Source organism: Lentzea aerocolonigenes, assembly GCF_000955955.1.
Classification (GTDB): domain Bacteria; phylum Actinomycetota; class Actinomycetes; order Mycobacteriales; family Pseudonocardiaceae; genus Lentzea; species Lentzea aerocolonigenes_A.
This window is the reverse complement of sequence record NZ_JYJG01000216.1, coordinates 13,112-33,022: the sequence shown is the minus strand read 5'-3', so window position 1 is coordinate 33,022 and position 19,911 is coordinate 13,112. Positions and strand designations below refer to the sequence as shown.

Genomic DNA, 19,911 nt, shown 5'->3' with positions numbered 1-19,911 from the left:
GTTCCCGGAGCATTCGCGCACGGCGGAGGTGCACGAAGCAGTGCGACGACGCGGTTCAGAACCCCGAGTGAAGCAAAGAGTGCCTCAACGCGCCGGATCGAACTCTCCGCGGCCCCGGCTCGGCCGTCACCGCGTCGGACCGCGCCACACGCTCAGCTTTCTTCCGGTTCTTCCTTGATCTGCGGGTCGGCCCTGCGCTTGGCCTTGGGGGCACCGACCTTCAGGATCATCTTCGTGTCCTGGCCGTAGTGCACCCAGAGGATTCCGTAGGGGTTCTTGAGGGGATCGGCGAGGTTGTCGAGCCCCACGAAGGTGGCGAAGCCGTGGGTGATGAAGCCTTCGGGGTCGTTCGGATCCGGGATGTCCAGCTCACCCTGGACCGGCAGGGTGTTGATGTAGTTGTTGTCGACCGTGCCGCGGGCGTTCAGGGCGGTGTTGGCGAAGGCGAGCGAGTTGCCGGCTCCTTCGGCGCTGATGAGGACCTCTTTGGGGTCCTTCGGACCCGGGATGCCGGCTCCTTCGGCGCTGAGGACCTCTTCTTGTTCGTTGGCCTTTTTGTTCTTCTTTTCGCGACCACCACCCGCGATCCGGTAGGACGGGAAGTGCTCGTGATCTGCCTCGTACCGAGCCTGCTGGAGCTCACGATCCTCGGGGTTCAGGAGCGTGTTGGGCACGGCACCCGCGTAGAAGAGGATGTTTCGTCCCTGGCTGAACAACGGCTGCTCCTCCACCGGGACGCTGCCCGGTGCTTTGGCGAGAACAGTCTGGTTCTGGCCGACCAGAACACCGTCCTTGCGCCTGACGTGGCTCGGCTTCACCCGGCAGACGTAGACCGGGCTGTCCTCGTGCGTGGGCCGCATCGGCGCGATGGTGACCTCGCCGGGGTTCGGGTTGACCGAGCGGAGCACGTGACGGCGCGCGCTCTCGGTCACGTTGCGCTCGGTCCTCTCCCACAGCTCGTCGAACTCGGCACGGCTCATGTTCGGCAGACGGTCGTCCCTGGGGTTGTTGGCGATCGCCCAAAGAGGTTTCTTGCCCACGGTGAAGCGCGCGACGATCTCGGCGGCACGCCGGCGGATCTCGGGGTGGATGTCGCCGTCCGGCCCGGCGAAGAGCTCTGCGACCCGGAAGAGCGGATCGGCAGAGGAGCGGAACATGAACATCCGGTCCATCCCCACGATCGGGAGCAGGCCGTGGGAGACGAGGAACAGCTCCGGGGAGGGCGTTTCCCCGTCGGGGCCGAGAACCCGTTCTCGCCGCCCCTGGTCCACCCACCTCATGCCCGCGACGTCAGGCGGGGTGTCGTCGGAGGTGTTGTAGAGATGCGCGACCTGGTGGGCAGCGATCAGGCCGCCGGAGAGCTCCGCGACCTGCGCGGGCCGGTACGTGGGTGATCGGCGTTCCAGCATGACCAACGCCCACTGGCCCACCAGCTCACGGGTGGCGGGATCAGCCGGGGCACCGCTGTCGTCCCTCGTCAGGTCCAGAGCAGGGTACTCAGTGGCTTTGACGTGGATCAGCGCATCGAGCAACGTGCCCAAGCCCTCCGCAGATGGCTCAAAATCGATCACCTGCTCACGCACCACGACCGGCATGCCGGTGTTCACCGGTTCAGCGGGTTCGGCGACGGCCTCAGCCGGAGTCCCGTACAGGTAGGCGCGGATGCTCTCGACCTCATGCGCAGCGATCAGACCGCCGGAGAGCTCCGCGACCCGCGCGGACGTGAACCCGGACGGTTGCGCCAGCATGCCCGACACCCACTGACCCACCAGCTCACGGGTGGCGGGATCAGCCGGGGCACCGCTGTCGTCCCTCGTCAGGTCCAGAGCGGGATGCGCAGTGGCTTTGACGTAGATCAGCAAATCGAGCAACGTGCCCAAGCCCTCCACAGGCGGCACAAAAGCGATCACCTGCTCACGCACCACATCCGATATGCCCGTACCCACCGGTTCAGCGGGTGCGGTGACGACGTCGGACGGGGTCTCGTGCTGGAGGTTGGGGATGTGCCCGGCCAGCTCCTCGGCGAGCACCAGACCGCCGGAGAGCGCCGCGACCTGCGCGGGCGTGAACCCGAGCCGGTGCTTCAGCATGGTCGACGCCCATTGGCCCACCAACTCACGGGTGGTGGGATCGGTCGGGACACCGCTGGAGTCCCTCGTCAGGTCCAGGGCCGGGTGCACGTTGGCTTGGACGTGCTCCAACGCATCGCGCAACGTGTCCAGGCCGTGTGCAGGGGGCACGAAAGCGACAACCTGTTCGCGCACCCAGTCCGGCAGCTCCGCTCTCACCGGCACAGCGGACTCCACAGGGTCAGCCGCGACATCAGCCGGGGTGCTGCCAGGGACGTCGCGCATGCGTTCGTCCTGCCGCACAGCGATCAGGCCGCCGGACAGTTCCGCAACCTGCGCGGGCGTGAGCGCGGGCTGGTGCTCCACCATGGACGACGCCCACCGGTCCACCAACTCACGGGTGGCGGGATCGGTCGGGACACCGCTGGCATCCCTGTCCAGCCCCAGAGCGGGAAACGCCTTGGCTTTGACGTCCTTCAGCGCATCGAGCAACGTGGCCAAGCCGTACGCGGGCGGCACGAAACCGATCACCTGCTGACGCACCGCGGCCGGCATCTCCACGAGCTCGGTCGCCCGGTAGTTGTCGTCACCGTCGTAAACGACGTAATGGGTGGGGGCGCTTTCGCCGAAGGCGTTGTGGGTCGACAGCCGGCCATCTTCGCGGATCGCCCTGAGGTTGCGGCCCAGCACCTCCATCACCAGCTGCGGAGCGAAGAAGGCGCTCTGCCTGTTCGATCGTCCCGAGGTGCGCAGACCGGTCTCGACCTCATCCGCCGGGAGCCTCAGCTCGTCCAGGCTCCGCCGGCCCAGCTCGGGCAGCTTCACGCGGCGGTAGGCGTCCGCCGTGGCGTTGCGCAGACCCGTCACGGACGGTTCCTGGCCGAGGCGCCCGAGCCGATCCGACAGCACGGCCTCGGGCACGGACCTGAGCACGGCTTCGTAGAAGGAGTCCGGACCGGTTGTGACGTCGACGATGCGCAGCCCGAGCCCCACGGCGGCGGCAGACTGCTCGGCGTTCTCGATCCGGGCTGCACCGGGGTCCTGCTGACGCGGGGCCTGCTGACGTGGGGGCTGGGTTTCCGGCGCCGGCCGGTTCCCGTCGTGCGAGCCGCTCTCCACCGCGGGGGGTGGTTCCGCGTGCGATGGGGCGGGGCCGGACGGTTCCGGCGGAGTGTGAACGGCGGAGGTCCCATCGTCGACCACGGTCACACGCGGCAGGTCCGGTGCGTGGACCGAGCCGCCCTGGACGACGTCGAGCGGAGCGGTCGCGTGGTAGTGATCGGCACCGACGTGAACGACGTGATAGGTGGGGAGGCTGCGAACGAGGGCGACGTTGGTGGCCAACCGGCCGTTCTTGCGGATCGTCTTGACGTTGACGCCCAGCACTTCGGCGATCAACTGCGGGACCAGGTCGTGACCCGGAACGGGCGAACGCTCCAGGGCGAGCAGTCCTTCCTCCACCTCGCCCGCCGGAAGCCACATGCGGCGGTAGGCGCCCGCCATGGCGTGGCGCAGACCCAGCGCCGTCGCTTCCCTGCCGAGTTGCGTGAGCCGGCGCGACCACACGTCCTCGGGCACGGACCTGAGGACGGCTTCGTAGAAGGAGTCCGGGCCGGGAGCGACCTCGACAACGCCCAACCCGAGCTCAGCGGCGGCGACGGACTGCTTGACCCTGTGGATCAGATCCGCCAACCGCCCCTTCCTGATGGCCACACCCGGCACGCGAAGAGCCAGGACGATCATCTTGTCGGTGTCGCCGGGGTACTCGGCGAGATGCACACGGATCAACTCCTCGATCCGCTCATCACCGAGGTTCTTGACAGGTACCGGCGCTGCGACGACCTCGTAGACCAGGGCACGCACCCGATCGGGGTCGACCTCGGAAACCTGACCGCTGACAGCGTTCACGATTTCCCGGACCGCGCTACCAGGATGACCGCCGTGGTACTCCTTGATCAGATCCTTGATCTGGTCGTCGGTCCGCACGCCGTGACCCCGGCTCCCCGCGTTCTCCTGAGCGGGAGGCGGGGCGTCCGGCGCTGACCGGCTCCCGCTGCCCGTCGCCTCGTCGTTCCGCGGGGCGGCTTCGAGCCGGATGGTGGCTCGGTAGTGGCTGCCACCGTCGCGAACGACGTAGAAGGTCGGGAGCTCGTCGTTGATCACGACGTTCTCGGACGCCAGCCGGCCACGTTTGAGAGTCAGCGTCTCGACGTTGACGCCCAGCACCGCGGGCATCAGCTTCGAGACCCAATGGCTGTTCCGCACGTCTCGAGGCCCCGGGTCGCGCACGCCTTGCTCCACCTCGTCCGCCGGGAGCCCCAGCTCGTTCAGGCTTCGTGACTCCAGGTGGGGCAACGGCATGTTCCGGTAGGCGTCCGCCGTGGCCTGGCGCAAACCCAGCACCGTCTGTTCCCTGCCGAGTTGCCTGAGCCGGCGCGACCACACGTTCTCGGGCACGGACCTGAGCACCGCTTCGTAGAAGGCGTGCGGGCCGGTGGTGACGTCGACGACGTCCAGCCCGAGCTCAGCGGCGGCGATCGACTGCTGGACCAGGCGGAGCAGGTTGAGCATCTCCTTGTTGTCGAGGGAGACGCCTTGCTTGCGAACAGCTGCGGCAGTGGAGACCTGGTCGTCACCGGGATGCTTCTCGAGGTGCTCGCGGATCAAACCCAGGATGTGGGTTTGAGCGAGCTTGTTGCGATGCCGGACCTCGGTTCCCATGACTTCGTCGAGCAGGGCGGCCACTCGCGCGTGGGGAGCTGCGACACCCTGAGCGAGGACAGCGTCCACGGCGTTCGTGACGCTGATCTTGGGGTGGGCCTCGTGGTAGTCCTTGAGCACGTCCTTGATCTGGCCCGGACTCCACGCACTGCCGTCCTGCTCACCGGTGAGCTGGAAGAGCAGGAGTCGCAACTTCCCTTCGGAACCGGTGGCGTGCGGACCGACAGCCTTGAAGATCGCCGCGAAGTCGTCTCCAGGATGCTCGGCGAGATGCCTGCGGATCAGTTCCCCGTCCCGCGCGTCGTCCGTGTTTCCCTGAGCGGGAGCCTGGGTTCCCGGCACCGGCCGGTTCTCGTCGTGCGAGCTGCCCTGGACACCGGCGGATGATCCCGCAGCGATCACGAGCGGTCCCGGTCCACCGACCGGCGCCTGGGCCGAGGGATCCGGGACGGTCGCCTGGTAGCTGACGCCACTGTCGTGAACGATGTAGTGGGTGTCCCGGTTGTCGGAGAAGACGTCGCTGGTCGACAGTTTGCCTTCTCTGCGGATCGTCTTGAGGTTGATGTTCAGCACGTCGACCATCAACCGTGGAGCCAGGTCGTGGATGCGCGCGTCCCAGCGCCCTGGAGTGCGCAGGTCGGTCTCGAGCTGATCCACCTCCAGCGCATCCGGGTGCTGCTCGTCCAGCTCGCGCAACCTCAGGCGGCGGTAGGCATCCGCCGCGGCGTGACGCAGACCGCGCACGGACGCTTCCCGGCCGGCTTGCCAGAACCGGGTCCACCACACGTCCTCGGGCACGGACGCGAGAACGGCTTCGAAGAAGGCGTCGTTGCCGGGCGCGACGCGGACGATGCGCAGCCCGAGCGCAGCGGCAAGGGCAGACCGCCTGACCTCCCAGATCAGGTCCGACATCCGCGATGTCTGAACGGCAACACCGTAGGCACGAGCAGCAAGACTGATCATCTTGTGGAGGTCTTGGGGGTACTCGTCGAGATGCTTGCGGATGAAGTCCTTGATCTGGTCGTCACGGAACTGCTGGCGCCGCACCGAACTCGCCATGACCTCGTAGATCAGAGCGCGCAGGTGGTTGCCCTTGGGCACACCACCACGTTGGGCAACGGCATCCGCGATGGCGTTGACACCGCTGCCGGGATCACCGTCGCGATACTCCTTGATCCAAGCTTTGATCTGGTCGTCACTCGGCGGTTCCGCAGCCACCGGTGCAGCGGATGGGGCAGGCACGGCGGGTGTCACAGGCACGGCGGGTGTCACAGGCGCGGTGCCGCCGGAGGCACGGTGGATGCGCTCGACCACGTCCGCGGTGACCAGGCCGCCGGAAAGTTCCGCTACCTCCGCGAGCGTGAACGCACCCCGGCTCCCCAACATGGCCACCACCCACTGGCCGACCAGTTCCTGGGTGGCGGGGTCGGCCGGGACACCGCCGGCGTTCCTCGTCAGGTCGAGAGCGGGGTACTCGTGGGTTTGGACGTACTCCAAGGCATCGAGCAGCGTGTTCCAGCCGCGGTCAGGTGGCACGAAAGCGATCACGCGTTCACGCACGGCGGTCGGCAGGTCCTTGTGCTCGGTCGCCTGGTACCTGTCGTCATCGCGATGGACGACGTAATAGGTGGGAAGCTCGTCATCGAAACCGACATGGGTCGACACCCAGCCGCTCTTGCGGATCGTCTTGAGGTTGATGCCCAGCACGTCGGCCACCAACTGCGGAGCCCAGTAGCCGCTGTGCGCGTTCTGATGCTCCGAAGTGCGCAGACCCTCCTCGACCTTGTCCGCCTCCAGCTCATCCGGGCGTTGCTCACCGACGTCGTGCGACCTCAGGCGCCGGTAGGCGTCGGCCGTGGCCTGACGCAACCCCGCCACAGATCCTTCCTGGCCGAGCCGGTCGAGCTCAGCGGACCACACACCCCTGGGCACGGACCTGAGCACGGCTTCGTAGAAGGAGTCCCGGCCGGCTGCGACGTCGACGATCCGCAGCCCGAGCCCATCGGCGGTGATGGACAGCCTGGTGTCGTCGATCAGTCTCGCCAACCTCGTGCTTCCGAGGAACACACCCTGACGGCGAACAGCCCGAGCAGTCGACTCGTTGTCGTCGAGGGGGTTCTCGACGAGGTGCTGGTGGATCAAACGCTCGGCGGCGCGCTGCTCCTCGACCGTTCCCGGCTCATCCGACCCGTGCCTGACGAAGTGCGTCAGACGCTGCAAGCGTTCTTTCCTGACCTCGCCGACCAGCGCGCGCAGTCGATCGTCGGAACCGGTGGCGCCCCACGCTTGAATGATCGAGACAACCGCACTGTCATCGTCGTCGGGATGATCGGCGAAACGCTCGCGGATCAAATCCACGTCCCGCTCGTCATCCGACTTCTCCTGAGCGGATGCGAGGGGTGGTTCCGCGCGCGACGGCCCCGGTTCGCCGACCGGTGCGTGGATCAAGGCGTCCTGGGCGGCGTCGAGCGGGACGGTCGCCCGGTAGTGGTTGATGCCGTCGTGAACGACGTAATAGGTGGGGAGGCTGTGATCGATGTCGACGCCGTTGGTCGACAGCCCGCCGTCGTTCGTGATCGTCTTGAGGTTGATCTTCAGCACTGCGGGCACCAACTGCGGAGCGAAGTCACCGCTTTCGCTTGCCCAGTGCCCCCGAGTGCGCAGCCCGGTCTCGACCGCGTCCGCCGGGAGGCCCAGCTCGTCCGGGCTCTGCCAACCCAGCTCCACCCTCCCCAGGCCGCGGTAGGCGTCCGCCGTGGCCTGGCGCAAACCCAGCACTGTCGCTTCCCTGCCGAGTTGCGTGAGCCGGCGCGACCACACGTCCTGGGGCACGGACCTGAGCACGGCTTCGTAGAAGCAGTCCCCGTCGCGTTCGATGTCGACGACCTGCAACCCGAGCCGAGCAGCGGCCGCAGCGGACTGCGCGGAGGGGCCGTGCTCCTCCGATGACGGAGTCCCCGGCCCCTCCTCCACGGCACCCGCTGCGGGGACGGACGACCTGCTCCGCTCGTGCTGTGAAGTCACCATGCCGTCGACGGAGGACGCCGGGCGCTCCTCCCCGACGCCGTGCTCCCCGGCCGCCCCCGACGCATTCCGCTCTTCCCGCACAGCTTTGACCAGCTTCACCAATTTCCTGGTGCTGCCGGTGGCGCCACGCTCACGAACAGCCTCGATGATCGCCTTGACGTCATCACGGGGATGGTCGGCGATGTGCTCGCGGATCAAGTCCTTGGCCTGCTCCTCCTCCGACCCGCCCTGGATTCCGGTGACCTGGCCAACCAGGAGCCGCAACCTCTCCCCGGTGCCGACGGCGCCCCGCGCGGTGACAGCATCGACGATCGCCTTGAAGTCGTCTTCGGGATGCTCGGCGATGTGCTCACGGATCAAACCGGTGTTCCACTCATCAGCGACCTGGCGAACCAGGTTCGCCAACCGCTTGTCGCCGCCACTGGCGCCCCGCGAACGAACAGCCTTGATGATCGCCTTGACGTTGTCGCGGGGATGGTCGGCGAAATCCTCGCGGATCAACTCGATGATCTGACTGTCACTCAACTTGTTACGGGCCTCGGCCTGGGTTCCCCTGGCGTCGTGAACCAACGATGACAAATACTGGTCGGCGCCAGTGGCGCCCTGCCTGCGAACAGCCTTGATGATTTCTCTGACGCGCTCGCCAGGATTTTCGTCAAGACGCTTCCGGATCAAATCACTGATTTGATCTTCACTCAACTCACCATAGGCCTGGACCCGGGTTCCCCTGACCAGGTGAACCAGGTTCCGCAACTTCCCGTCGCCGCCGATGGCACCTCGCAGACGAATGGCGTCCCTGACCGCCACGACGCCGGCATCGGGATTCTCGGCAAGATGCTCCCGAATCAAACTTTCGATTTCCTCTTCACTCGAGACACCAGAAGACTGGGCCTCGGTTCCCCTCGCCTTGTGAACCAGGTGCCGCAGCAGCTCCTCGCCGCCGGTGGCGCCCCGCTGACGTACAGCCTCGACAAGCAGCAGGATGTCGGCATCAGGATTCTCCGCAAGGTACTCCCGAGCCGCAGCGATGACCTGCTCGTCGCTCAACCCCCCGCGGGGACGGGACAGCGTTCCCGGCGCCGGCGGGTTCTCGCCGTGCGAGCTGTCCTTGGCACCCGGCACGGGCGGTGGTTCCGTGAGCGACGAGGCGGGGCCGGATCGCACCGGCAGATCCCGTTCGGCGAGCCCCGCATCCGGCCCGGCGACCGATGACCTCGTCCGCTTGTGCTGCGGAGACTCCACACCGCCGTCAGACGCCGGGCGCTTCGACCCGGTGGCCCCTTGCCTGACAACGCCCATCAGACGCTGCAACCGCTCTGCCCTGACAGAGGCGACCAGCCTGTGCAACTGGTCGTCGGGACCGGTGGCACCCCATGGACGAACCGCCGCGATGATCGCACTGTCGCCGTCATCGGGATAACTGGCAATACGCTTGCGGATCAGGTCCTTGGACTTCTTGACGTCAGCGGAATCATCCACCGCCTGGCGATTCGACGCTTCCGAAGGCAGGCCGTCTCCATACAGGACCCTGTCGTACAGGGTCTTCATCCGATCGTTGCCGCCGGTGATGCCCTGCTCACGAACTGCCGTGAGGACATCGTCCAGGGTGTGGTTCCCGGCGAGATTCCTCTCGATCGCGGCCATGATCTGCTCGTCGGAGAAACTGGGGCCGGGAATCCCCTTGATGTCATAGATCTGACGCCGCAACGAACCGTCGGGATCGGAGCCACCCTGCGCCAGAACAGCCCTGTAGATCCTGTCGACGCCGTCGCGGGGACGCGTCGCCAGATGCTCGCGGACCAGGCCGAGGGTCTCCTCTGTGCTCAACCGCGGGTGAGCGGAGGCCTGGGTAGCCGGTGCCGACTGGTTCTCGTCGTGCGAGCGGACCTCGGTACCCGGCATCGCGGAGGACGGTCCCGCGGACGAACCGGAGCCGGGTCGCACCGGCAGGTTCCGATCGGCGGGCGCCCCACCGTCGAGCCCCTCCCGTTGCGGCAGTTCCAGGTCCCTCACCAGTTTGCCGGCCAGTGCGTCCGGGCTGAGGTCGGGGATCGCCGATGAACCCTGGTTCGTGGTGTAGATGTGATGGGCGACCATCTCCACGGCGAGGTCGTGCTTCTCCCGTTGCTCCCGCTCCTGCTCGGTGGGCTCTCCGATGACCAACGGCGGCCGCGAACGCCTGTTCACGATCTTCCGCGCTTGCTCGTGAACCGTGGTGAGCGCGTCGGCAGGCATCTTCTGCCACCACACCGGCGCCGGCTGCCGCGCTTCCGTCCACGAGGGCCGCTGCTCAGTCCCGGCCGGGCCGGAGTCCACAGGGGACGGTGTGTCGGCGCGGGCGCCGGGAGGAAGGTCCTCCGCCGGTGACCCTTCCACCGCTCCCGGCAGGTCTCGCGATCCGTCCGTCCGGCTGGCGGCCTCTGTTCCCTCGGTGTCACCGTGCGGGTGCACGGTCTCCCCGGCCACGGGGATGGGCACGGCTTCGTCATGGGCCGGCGGGAACATCCGACCCGCGGTTCCCAGCTTGGCGTTGGCCTTCCGGTACGCGAGCAGGTCGGCGCCGCCGGACACCGGCGGAGGCGACGGAACGGGCTCGTTGTCGTCGGCGGCGGTTGGAGCGTCGCGTTCTTCGGCGGCGGCCGACACGTCGCGCACATCGGCGACGGGCGGCACGTCGTGCTCTTCGGCTGCGGCCGGATCCACCGGCGCGAGCCCGGCGGCGACCTTGCCCGGCTCGCTCGTCGTGGCCGTCTCCGGCCGACCGGAACCGTGCAGCCGCGCCACGTCGTCCGCCTCGGAGGTGTCCTCGCTCTTGACCTCTTCCGGCGAGACCACGACCGGGGCGCCATCACCCGGCGAGTCGAGCGGTGGGGGCGGCGGAGCGGGCTCGCTGTCGTCGGCGGCGGGTGGAACGTCGCGTTCTTCGGCGGCAGGCGGGACGTCGTGCACATCAGTGGCGCGTGGAGCGTCGTCCTCAGCAGCGGCGGGTGGCACGTCGTGCTCTTCGGCGACGGTCGGCGCGTCGTGCACGTCGGCAGGGGGCGGCACGTCGCGCACATCCGAGACGGGCGGTGCGCCGCGCACATCCGCGACGGGTGGCACGTCACGCTCATCCGCGACGGGTGGCACGTCACGCTCATCCAAGGCGGGCGGTGCATCGTCCTCACCGGACACCGGCGGTGCGTCGTCCGCAGCGGTCACGGCCCGCAGCTCCAGCCGGACGTGCTCTGCCTCCGCGACGTGCCTCATCTCCACCTCGACCGGCGGGCGTGGCGCCCCTCCCCCGACTCGTCGGGCCGCGCGCGTGATCTCCGCGATCACCGCCGTCACCGCCGCGGCCGGTGCCGCGCCTGTCAGGTCGCCGTGGGCGACGATCTCCAGACCGGTCGTGGCGGGGGACGTGTCCTCGCCCGGCCGTCCGAGGACCCGGCCGACGCGAACCCGGTCGGCGAGGGTCAGCACGGGCGCCGCGGTGGACAGGCGGAGCTCCGTGGTCCGGTCCGGGCGCGGATCGGCGCTCGGCGCGTCGGTCCACCGGCCCGGCACCCGTGCACCGGATTCGTCCACCGCGACGTCGAACCAACCGGCCACGTGGTCCGGCCGGACGGGAACCGGGAAGACGACCTCGGACGTGTCGTGCCGGAGTCCGGCGTCTCCCTCGTGCCGGGCGAAGGTCGCGGAGACGTCGACACCACCCGGCACGTCCAGCGCGTACAGGTGCCCGTCCGGCCCGTGGGCGAGCGCGGACGTGGCGTCCTTCCACGCGCTGACGAAGCCGGACGCGTGCGCGGGGTCGTCGCGGAGCTCGGTGTGGGCGTACAGGTCCAGGTCCGTGCCGCGCGCGGTGAAGCCCTCCTCCAGCACGGCACGCGGCGGCCTGGGGTCGACGACGAACAGGCGCTCGGAGGTGGGCCTCGTGACCGGCACGGGAGCCGCGGGCGCGCTGTCGGCGGGTGGTCCCGTCGTCTCGGCGGGGTCCGCGACGAGATCCCGCCAGTCGGCCGGGGTGTCGTCGGAGCCGAAGTCGAGCGGTGGCAACAGGTGCCCGCCAGCCGGCTCGGCGTCCCGGCCGCCCGATTCCGCATCCCTGCCGGCCAACTCGACATCCCCGCCAGCCGACTCGGCGTCCCCATCGGCCGACTCGGCGTCCTCGGTGAGCGCGCCGAGCTGAGCTTCGTGCGCGTGCATGGCGTCCCACCAGGCGTCGAGTGCGCTCTCGTGGGCGTTCTCCGCCTGCGCCAACGCTTCCGCCGAGCCCTCGACGCCACGCCGGGCGGCATCGCGGGCTCCCGTGAGCGCCTGCACCGCGGCCACGAGCGCCGCGTCGGCCGTCGCGAGGGCGCGCGCGGTGTCGGCGAGCCCGGCGGGAATCCGGTCCTGGCCGTCGTCATCGGCGAGCACGACCGCGTCGCGGACCTCGACGTCCACGACGGCGGCACGGTCGGGGTTGCTCATGCGGCCCTTGGCCCGGCCGACGAACCGCACCTCGACGTCGTTGAGCCACAGGCCGGTCAGGCCCGCCGACCGCGACGCGGGGACGGACTCGCCGTCGTGGTGGTGCTCGCCCTCGGCCTCGCCCTCGGACCCGACACCGCCCACCACCCGCAGCGGCACCGCGAACGTGGCGCCGCCGCCGAAGGTCTTCTGCTCGCCGAAGTGCTCGTGTCCGGGCGGCTGCGTGCCGCCGGGACCGAGCAGGGGTCCCGCGGCCAGGCCGAACTCGGCGGCCGACTCCTCCGCGACGGCCTCGGTGCCGGAGCTGTTGCCGTGTGCCGAGAGTGTGGTCCGCGCGGAGACACCGGTCAGCGTCGGCGTGCCGGTGCTGCGCACGTGCAGCTCCAGTGACAGACCGCCGTCGAGGGGGATCTCCAGGGGCGTCCCGGTGGCTGCGTGCAGCGGCAGCAACGCCATGAAGCGCGGCGCGGTGAGGGTGGTGCGCAGTGCGCGGCGGACGTCCGCGGGGACCTCGCGCTGCCCCGTCACCTCGCGGTGGGCGAGCTCGGCCGCGGCGACCAGGTCGTCGACGTCGAACCGGAGGTGACCGGCCCAGCCGCGCCCCAGGCCCGTGCCGCCGCGCCAGCGCGTGAGGGCGTCGGGTTCCGCTTCCTCCTGCGGCCGCACGACCGGGGCGGCGACCGCGGCGGGCCGGGCGGGCACCGTGTCCTCCGGCACGTGCAGGATCGACACGTCGTGCGCGGTTCCGGCCTCCGCCACCCGCCGGCCGTGCCGTTCGATCGCGACGGTGAACCCGACGGGAGCCTGGAACCTGGCGAGCGTGCCGGTGGTCTCGGCGCTGCTCTCGCGCACGACCTTGTGCGTCGTCTTCGTCGTCTTCTTCTTGCGCCCCAGCAGGACGTCACCGATGACGCCGCCGCCCATCATCGCGTACGGGTTGCTGCGCGAGACGTTCTCGTCCGGAGCCGGGCCGCCTGCCTGGAGGGCGGGCAGCACCACCGGCTCCAGACGCAGCAACGTCCTGGTGAAGGTGCGGACCCGGGAACCGAGCGTCGTCGTGCCCCTGACCTGTTTGACGTCACCGTGTTCGAGGCCCGCGAACACCGGCCGGTCCAGCAGCTCGTTGGTCATGACGACGTCGTAGGTCTCACCGGTGGTCCGGTCCTCCAGGCGCAACGGCCGGGGAACGCCACCGCGCGCGGAGTCCTCCAACGTCGTCTGCGCGTCGGAGAGCCACGAGCTGATGGCCGCGAAGTTGTCGTGGCCCGTGCTCAACGGTGAGAGCGGGATGAGCCGGAGGGCGCGTTCACGGCCGAGCGAGCGTTCGAGGTCACGGCGCAGCTCGGGCAGCACGGACCGCAGGTCGACCACGCCGTCCACCACCCCCAGGCCCACCGACAGCGGCTCGCCGGTCCGCAGGAACGCGGGTGCCGCGACGACCCGGTCCCGTGCCGCGTCCTCGGTCTCGTCGTCCACGGCTGTGGTCGAGTCGTCGTGGTCCGCGAACGCGTCGGTGACGGCGGAGGGAGCGGCCGGTGCCGTGACGGCCAGCGTGGTGACCGCGAGCGCCGCGAGCGCGGACGTGGCCGGATCCGTTCTGGTGGCCAGGTCGCGGACGCGGGCGTCCTCTTCGGCCTGCTTCGTGCGGATGGCGTCCAGCTGCGCGGTGGTCACCCAGGCCGTGACGGCTCGATTGAGGTCGAACTGCTCGTTGGCCGTCGCCGGTGCGGCGGGCCGCAGCAGTCCCCAGGCGTTGCGCCAGCGGCGCGACCGCACCTCCGCGACGATCGTGGTCCGCACGCCGAACCGCACGAGGTGCAGGCGCTCGGGCTGCCGCGCGATGGAGGTGCCGGTCGCGACGTCGGTGGCGACGTCCTCGGTGCTGGACTTCTCCAGCACCATCGGGTCGCCCTCGATCACCAGCAGCGCGCCGGGTTTGACGGTCGCGCCCTCCTTGCCGTCGGTCGTGACGTCCTTGTAGAAGGCGAACGCCGTCAGGTCGGCCGCGGCGGTCACCGCCGCGGTGAACTCCTTGCCGGCACCGACGCTCGTCTCGACCGCGGCGGACGTCGCCGGCTGCCGCCAGCCCTCGCCCAGCACCTCGACGTCGCGCGGCTGGAAGGAGACCTCGGCCGCCGCGAACCGCTTGACCCGGCGGCGCGCCCACTGCAGCCCTCGGACACCGGTGGTGCGGCTGAAGACGCGCTGGTCGGCCATGACCGCGTCCGGCGACAGCACGGTGTCGACCAGCACGCTGTTGTCCGACTCGGCGAAGGAGAAGGCCGGGTCTCCCGAGGCACGGGTGAGGGCGTTCTTCACGGCGGCGCGCACGTGCGCCAACCCCTCGAAGCTCAGCACCTCGATGCCGTCGAGGTCACGGGAGAGGCCGCGGCGCAACGGATCGGCGGACACCGGGGCGTCCGGATCCGGTCGCAACCGGACGTGCGGCAGGTCCTCGGACCCCTCGGTGCGGTCCACGACGACCGGGGCGGGCGGCGCGGCCGACACGTGCGCCGCGGGTACCCACACGTCGGCTTCGACCCGGATCGTCGTCTCCTGCGACGTGGCGCCCGAGACCGGGTCCACCAGGGTGATCGGCTCCGTCCGCGGCACGTGCAGTCCGGGCCGGCCGACGCTCACCCCGCGCACCATCGCGTTGTGGCGCTTGTAGGTCTGGCCGCTGAGCGTCCAGTCGACCGTGGCGGTGAAGCGGTGCTTCGGCTCGGCCACGACGGCGCCGGAGGCGTCGAGCGCGCCACCCTTGCGCCGTTCCTCCCCCCGCTTCGCGGTGACACCGGTGAGCCCGGACCTGGTCCAGGCGAAGGCGCTGTAGATCGACGCCACGACGACGACAGCGCGTTCGGTGATCGTGGCGGTGACGCGGCCCGCCGCACCGACGCCCGTCGACCTGGTGCGGGACTTGGTGTGCCGGGTCGTCTGGGTGTCGGAGGTGGTGACCACGTCGGGTTCGGCGGATGTGCGCACCTCCGCGGTGTCGCGCAGGTCCGACATCGACGCCTTGAGCGTGAACGACACGTGGTAGTCGTGGCCCCAGCCGTGCTTGGGCAGCAGCGGGATGCGCAGGCCGTCCTCGGACAGCGCCCGGTCCGCGAGCAGGCCCAGTTCGCGGTCGGTGAGCAGGCCGCGCAGGGCGTCCCTGCGTCCCAGCGCCTCCTGGAGCTTGCGGCCGATCGTCCTGCCCGCGGAGGGGTCGTCGAACTGGGACAGGAACCGGTCGCCGCTGAGGTACCACCGCTTGTGGCCGGGAACGGTGCGGACCGAGTTCTCGATCAGGTCGAGGACCTGGGACGCGACCTGCGACACCTCCAGCGACGCTCCCGCGAGCGCCCGGCCGGACTCCAGCGCCTCGGGGCCGTAGAGGACGCGCGGCGGCGGGGCGGGCGTCGGGCGTTCCTCCTTCGGGACGCGGGCAGGCGACTCGGCAGGCCGCGGGGCGTGCTCATCCGACTCGTCCAGCGCCTCGGTGCGCGGCCCGACGACCGAATCCTCCGCGTGCTCGTCCGGCGAATCCGCCCGCGGCACGGCGGGAACGTCGGCGCCCGACGGCGAGTCGCTCTCAGCCGGCGGCACGGGTGCGGTCTCCGGCGTGACCTCCGCCCCGGCCTCACGCCACTCCACGGCGCGCACGTCATCGGCGAAGGTCATCGCGGGCTTGCCCGGCACCCGCACCTGGAGGTCGAAGACGCGCTCGACCTGCTGCGCACGCCCACGCCGGGTGCTCGTGTGCTTCACCTCGCCGGAACGGCCGGTGGTCTGCTTGTGCGCGCTCTCCAGCCCGCCCATGACCACCGGACCGGCGACCAGGCCCGCGACACCGAGGTCGAACCCGGGGCCGGCCATCATCTTCGAGTTGACGCCCCGGCTCGCGTCTCCGGAGTCGGAGACCTCCGCACCGATCGACTCGACCTCGGTGAAGGTGACGTCGTCGACCGTGCGGAGCACCACCGGTTCCCGGCGCTCGACCAGACGCATCTCGACGGCGCTCGGCGTGTGCATCCATGAGACGAACGGGTGCTTGCCGGTGAACAACATCTCGGACCGGACCCAGCCGAGCCCGCGGTCGGCCTGTTCGGCGGTCACGGCCATGTCGGGGTACCGCTTCTTGAAGGTGCTGTCGTCGAGGAACTCCCTCAGGTTCCGGCGTCCGGGACGGCCCGGCTTCACCAGCGAGCCCGGCAGCGCGGAGACGACCTTGGCGAACAGCCGGTGCTCGCCGTCCGCGTCCGGCGGCAGCGGCCTGCCCCGGTAGCTGCCCGGCGCGTTCCGTCCGATGTGGACCGACTCGACGAAGGCCGGGCCGTCCGCGACAACGCCTCCCGGCTCGCCGACCGGCACAGCGGGCACCGAGAGATCGGCGACGACGTCGTCCACCTCGACGGGGTCGCCGACGACCCGGCCTCGGGCGTCGCGCAGGGTCAGCTCGATCCACACCGGCACCGACACGTCACGCGCCGGGATCGCCACGGCCAGCTGCCGGCCACCGCTCGCCGTCGCACTGGCGCCCACCGCGACCGAGTTGCTGACGTCGGTGGAGGCCCCGACGGTGCCGACCGCGGTGAAGCCGGGTGTGGCGGGGACGAGGACCAGTGCCAGCGCGAAGTTGGCCTGGGTGGCGCTCGACGCGGCCTTGAGGGTCGCGCTGCCCGCGGGACCGTCCAGCTGGACCGACTTCGAGGCCGTTCCGCTCTCCGTCGCGTCCTCCCAGCGGAAGCGCGCCCTGGCGTGCAGCTCGTAGTGCCTGCCGCCGACCTCGACGTCCTCCGACCGCCCGTCGCCGCGGAAGCTCTCGACGCCGGTCTTCAGCGCCTGCACGAAGTGCTCGACACCCTTGCGCTCACCGCCGGGCAGCAACGCGTCGATCGCGGCGTCCACCGCCGCGCCGCCCGAGATCTCACCGCGCTGGGTGACGAGTCCCGAGGACCGGTCGTCGGGGAGGTCGAGGCCTCCGACGGTTGAGGACTCCTCCGCGGAGGGTGTGCCGTCATCGGCCGTGTCACTGTCCACTCCGGACCTGTCCAGGGTGACGAGCGGGATGTCCTCGACTGTTTCGACCCCGGTGCCCGGCAGGAGGGAGGCCGCGTCCTCCGGTGTGCCGCTCGGCTCCGGCTCGACCGCGCGGGAGGACTCCAACGCCTCGCTCGCCTCGTGCGTGGCCGGCCCTTCCTTCGGGACGGACGTCCCGCGCCGCGGCGCCACGTCGTGGTGGGACGGGTTCTCACCCTTCGGCAGACCAAGCCGGATGCGCTGCGGTTGCCCGCCGGGGGCGCTGTGACCGAGGTCGGGGTTTTCGCTCGGCGCCGGCGGTTGCACGCTCCCCGGCCTGCGGTGGGCAAGCGGCGCGAACGCCTTGTTCATCTCGCTGATCGCCTGCACGGAGTTTCGATCCGCCTCCACGGCAGCCAACTCCCAGCCACCGAGATCTTCGGACGTGAGGTTCACGAAGACGCCGGCGTCGGAGACCGAGCCGGGCGCCACGACGTTCGCGGTCACGCTGACCGCGATGGCGCTGGGGTCCACATCGAGGCCGAGCCTGCGGAGCTGCTCGCTCTCCGCTTTCACCTCCGCGTCGAACACCTCTCTGATGGCCGCGGCCCGCGCTTCGGCGACCGCACGGTCCGCGCCGCCGGGAGCCGCCTCGTTCACGACGATGTCCACCTCGGGGAGGGCGGCCTGCTTGAGGCCTCTCCACGCGGCCGCGCGGGTCACCCGGCGCGCCGTCTCCTGCACGTCCGAGACGTGCGAGGGCGACAGGGACGTCTGGCCAGGAGCGAACTGCACGGGGGTGTCGTCGATCTCGTCCGCCGCGAGGTCGGAGAGCGGTACCTCGGGAACCTGTGGTCGTTGGTCGGGCACGGCCGCGGTGAAACGCCCGTCCTCGACGACGGTGTTGCTCCCGTGGAGTGCCGACATCATGACCATCTTCGTGGCGGCGAAGACCTGGGGCCGGAGGTTGTGCTCCGACTCCAGTGTCCGCTGGAACAGCTCTGCGACGGTGGGCTGCCCGGTCGCGCGCGGAGAGTTGAGCGAGCAGTGCCCCAGCGCGACCGGTGTGCCCGAATCCGGTGCCGCCGCGGCGAAGAGCGCCGTTCCCGCCACCAGCCGGGCGCTGTGATCGCCGTCGAGGCCCACCGGATCGCCGAAGACGAAAGGACGATCCGCCCGGCGACCGAACCAGAACCTCCGCTCGGAGCCGTGTCCCTCGATGAGCCACGGAGCACGGCTGGAGCCTGCCCACGGGGTGAGGAAGGCCTTGAACTCGGAGGTGCCGTTCGGTCCGGTCGTGAGTTCGCGGAAGTAGTACTGCAGTTCCACCTCATTCCTCCGACGCCCGGCGGAGGACATCATGAAGTCGTCTTGCGCGTTGAGCGGGAAGTACTGGCCGTGCTCGCCCAGCCGGTCGCTCACCAGGGACCGGTTGATGACGTCGGCGGAGGACGGCAATGGCGGCGCAACGGAGATGAACCCATGACCTTGCAGGGAGATCGTCCCGTCCCGGTGCAGCGTGACGACACCGTCGGGCGTGTGCGTCCACCTCTGATACCCACCGGCCGCGAAGACGCTGGAGAACGCGTCGAGGTCGCCGACGACACCGTTGAGCGCGATCAGCACAACGCTGCGGTCAAGGCTCCCTCCGGTCTCGGTGCTCAGCATGCCGCGCAGGCGGTCGTCCGCGCGCACCACCTTGGCAAGAGTCTCGAGGCTCAGGTCCACGACGGCCTGGTCACCGCGTATCGCCTGAACTCCACGCCTGCCGGAGCTCACGATCAGGAAGGCTGGAAGCACGTCCTGCCACGGCCCTTGCACGCTGCCCTGAGCGTGGCCGGACCGGTAGTCGAGCCACTCCACGGTGCTCGCGGTGACGTTGTCCGCCCACCGCCTCGCCCGATCGAACTCGACCTCGTCACCGGGAGCCCTCAGGCAGACCGCCACAACGGAGCCGTAGCGGTTGTACAGCACGTTCGTTCTGAGATCTCCCGCACGCAGGGGGGACACGAGGACGAACTCGGTGGTGGGGTCGTGGGTGAGCGAGTCCTCCGCGATCTCGACCGCACCGTTGGGGGCGTAGACGTCGTTGAAGAAACCCTCCTCGCGCAACGCTCCGGCGAAGTCGAACCCCAGCCAGCCGAAGTTCGCCTCGGCGCCGGCGAAACTCGCGAGCAGCACCACGGGACGGCTCGGATCGGCCTCCAGCGCGGCGCGGAACTCCAGGTCGGACAGCCTCACCCGGGCCAGGTCATCGCCTCCGAGCTCCAGCACCGTCCCGGTCCACGCGGTCACCCTGGCGAACGTGCCGTCGGGAGAATCCACCACGACGACCAGCGGTGAATCGGGTGCCCACGGACCCACTGGACCTTTCGCAAGGTCCCTCCGCACGGAGTCGACGAAGGCCTGGACCGTCGCGGACTCCAGGCTCCCCGCGGGGAACCCGATCACCGGGTCGCCCCCCACGCTCACCACGTCGGCGAAGGACGGTATTCCGCTCTCCACGATCCGGTCGCCGTGGGAGATCGTCAGCGAGCCCGAGGGGCTGAGATCAAGCGAGCCCTCGAAGTCGTGACTCTGCACTGGTCCGATGAGGTCTCGGAGCTTGTCCAGCAGCTTCGCGTTCTCCCCGGCC

1 protein-coding gene (running past one end of the window) is annotated in these 19,911 nt (G+C 69.9%); it reads right to left on the bottom strand.

Annotated features, from left to right (window positions below; translation table 11 throughout):
- Positions 1–152: 152 nt before the first annotated feature.
- Positions 153–19,911 carry the 3' portion of a scabin-related ADP-ribosyltransferase gene (locus UK23_RS26610; RefSeq protein ID WP_045314381.1) on the bottom strand. Its footprint extends 12,722 nt past the window's final position, so the window shows 19,759 of its 32,481 coding nt (coding positions 12,723–32,481); its start codon lies off the right edge, out of view; it ends in the stop codon at positions 153–155.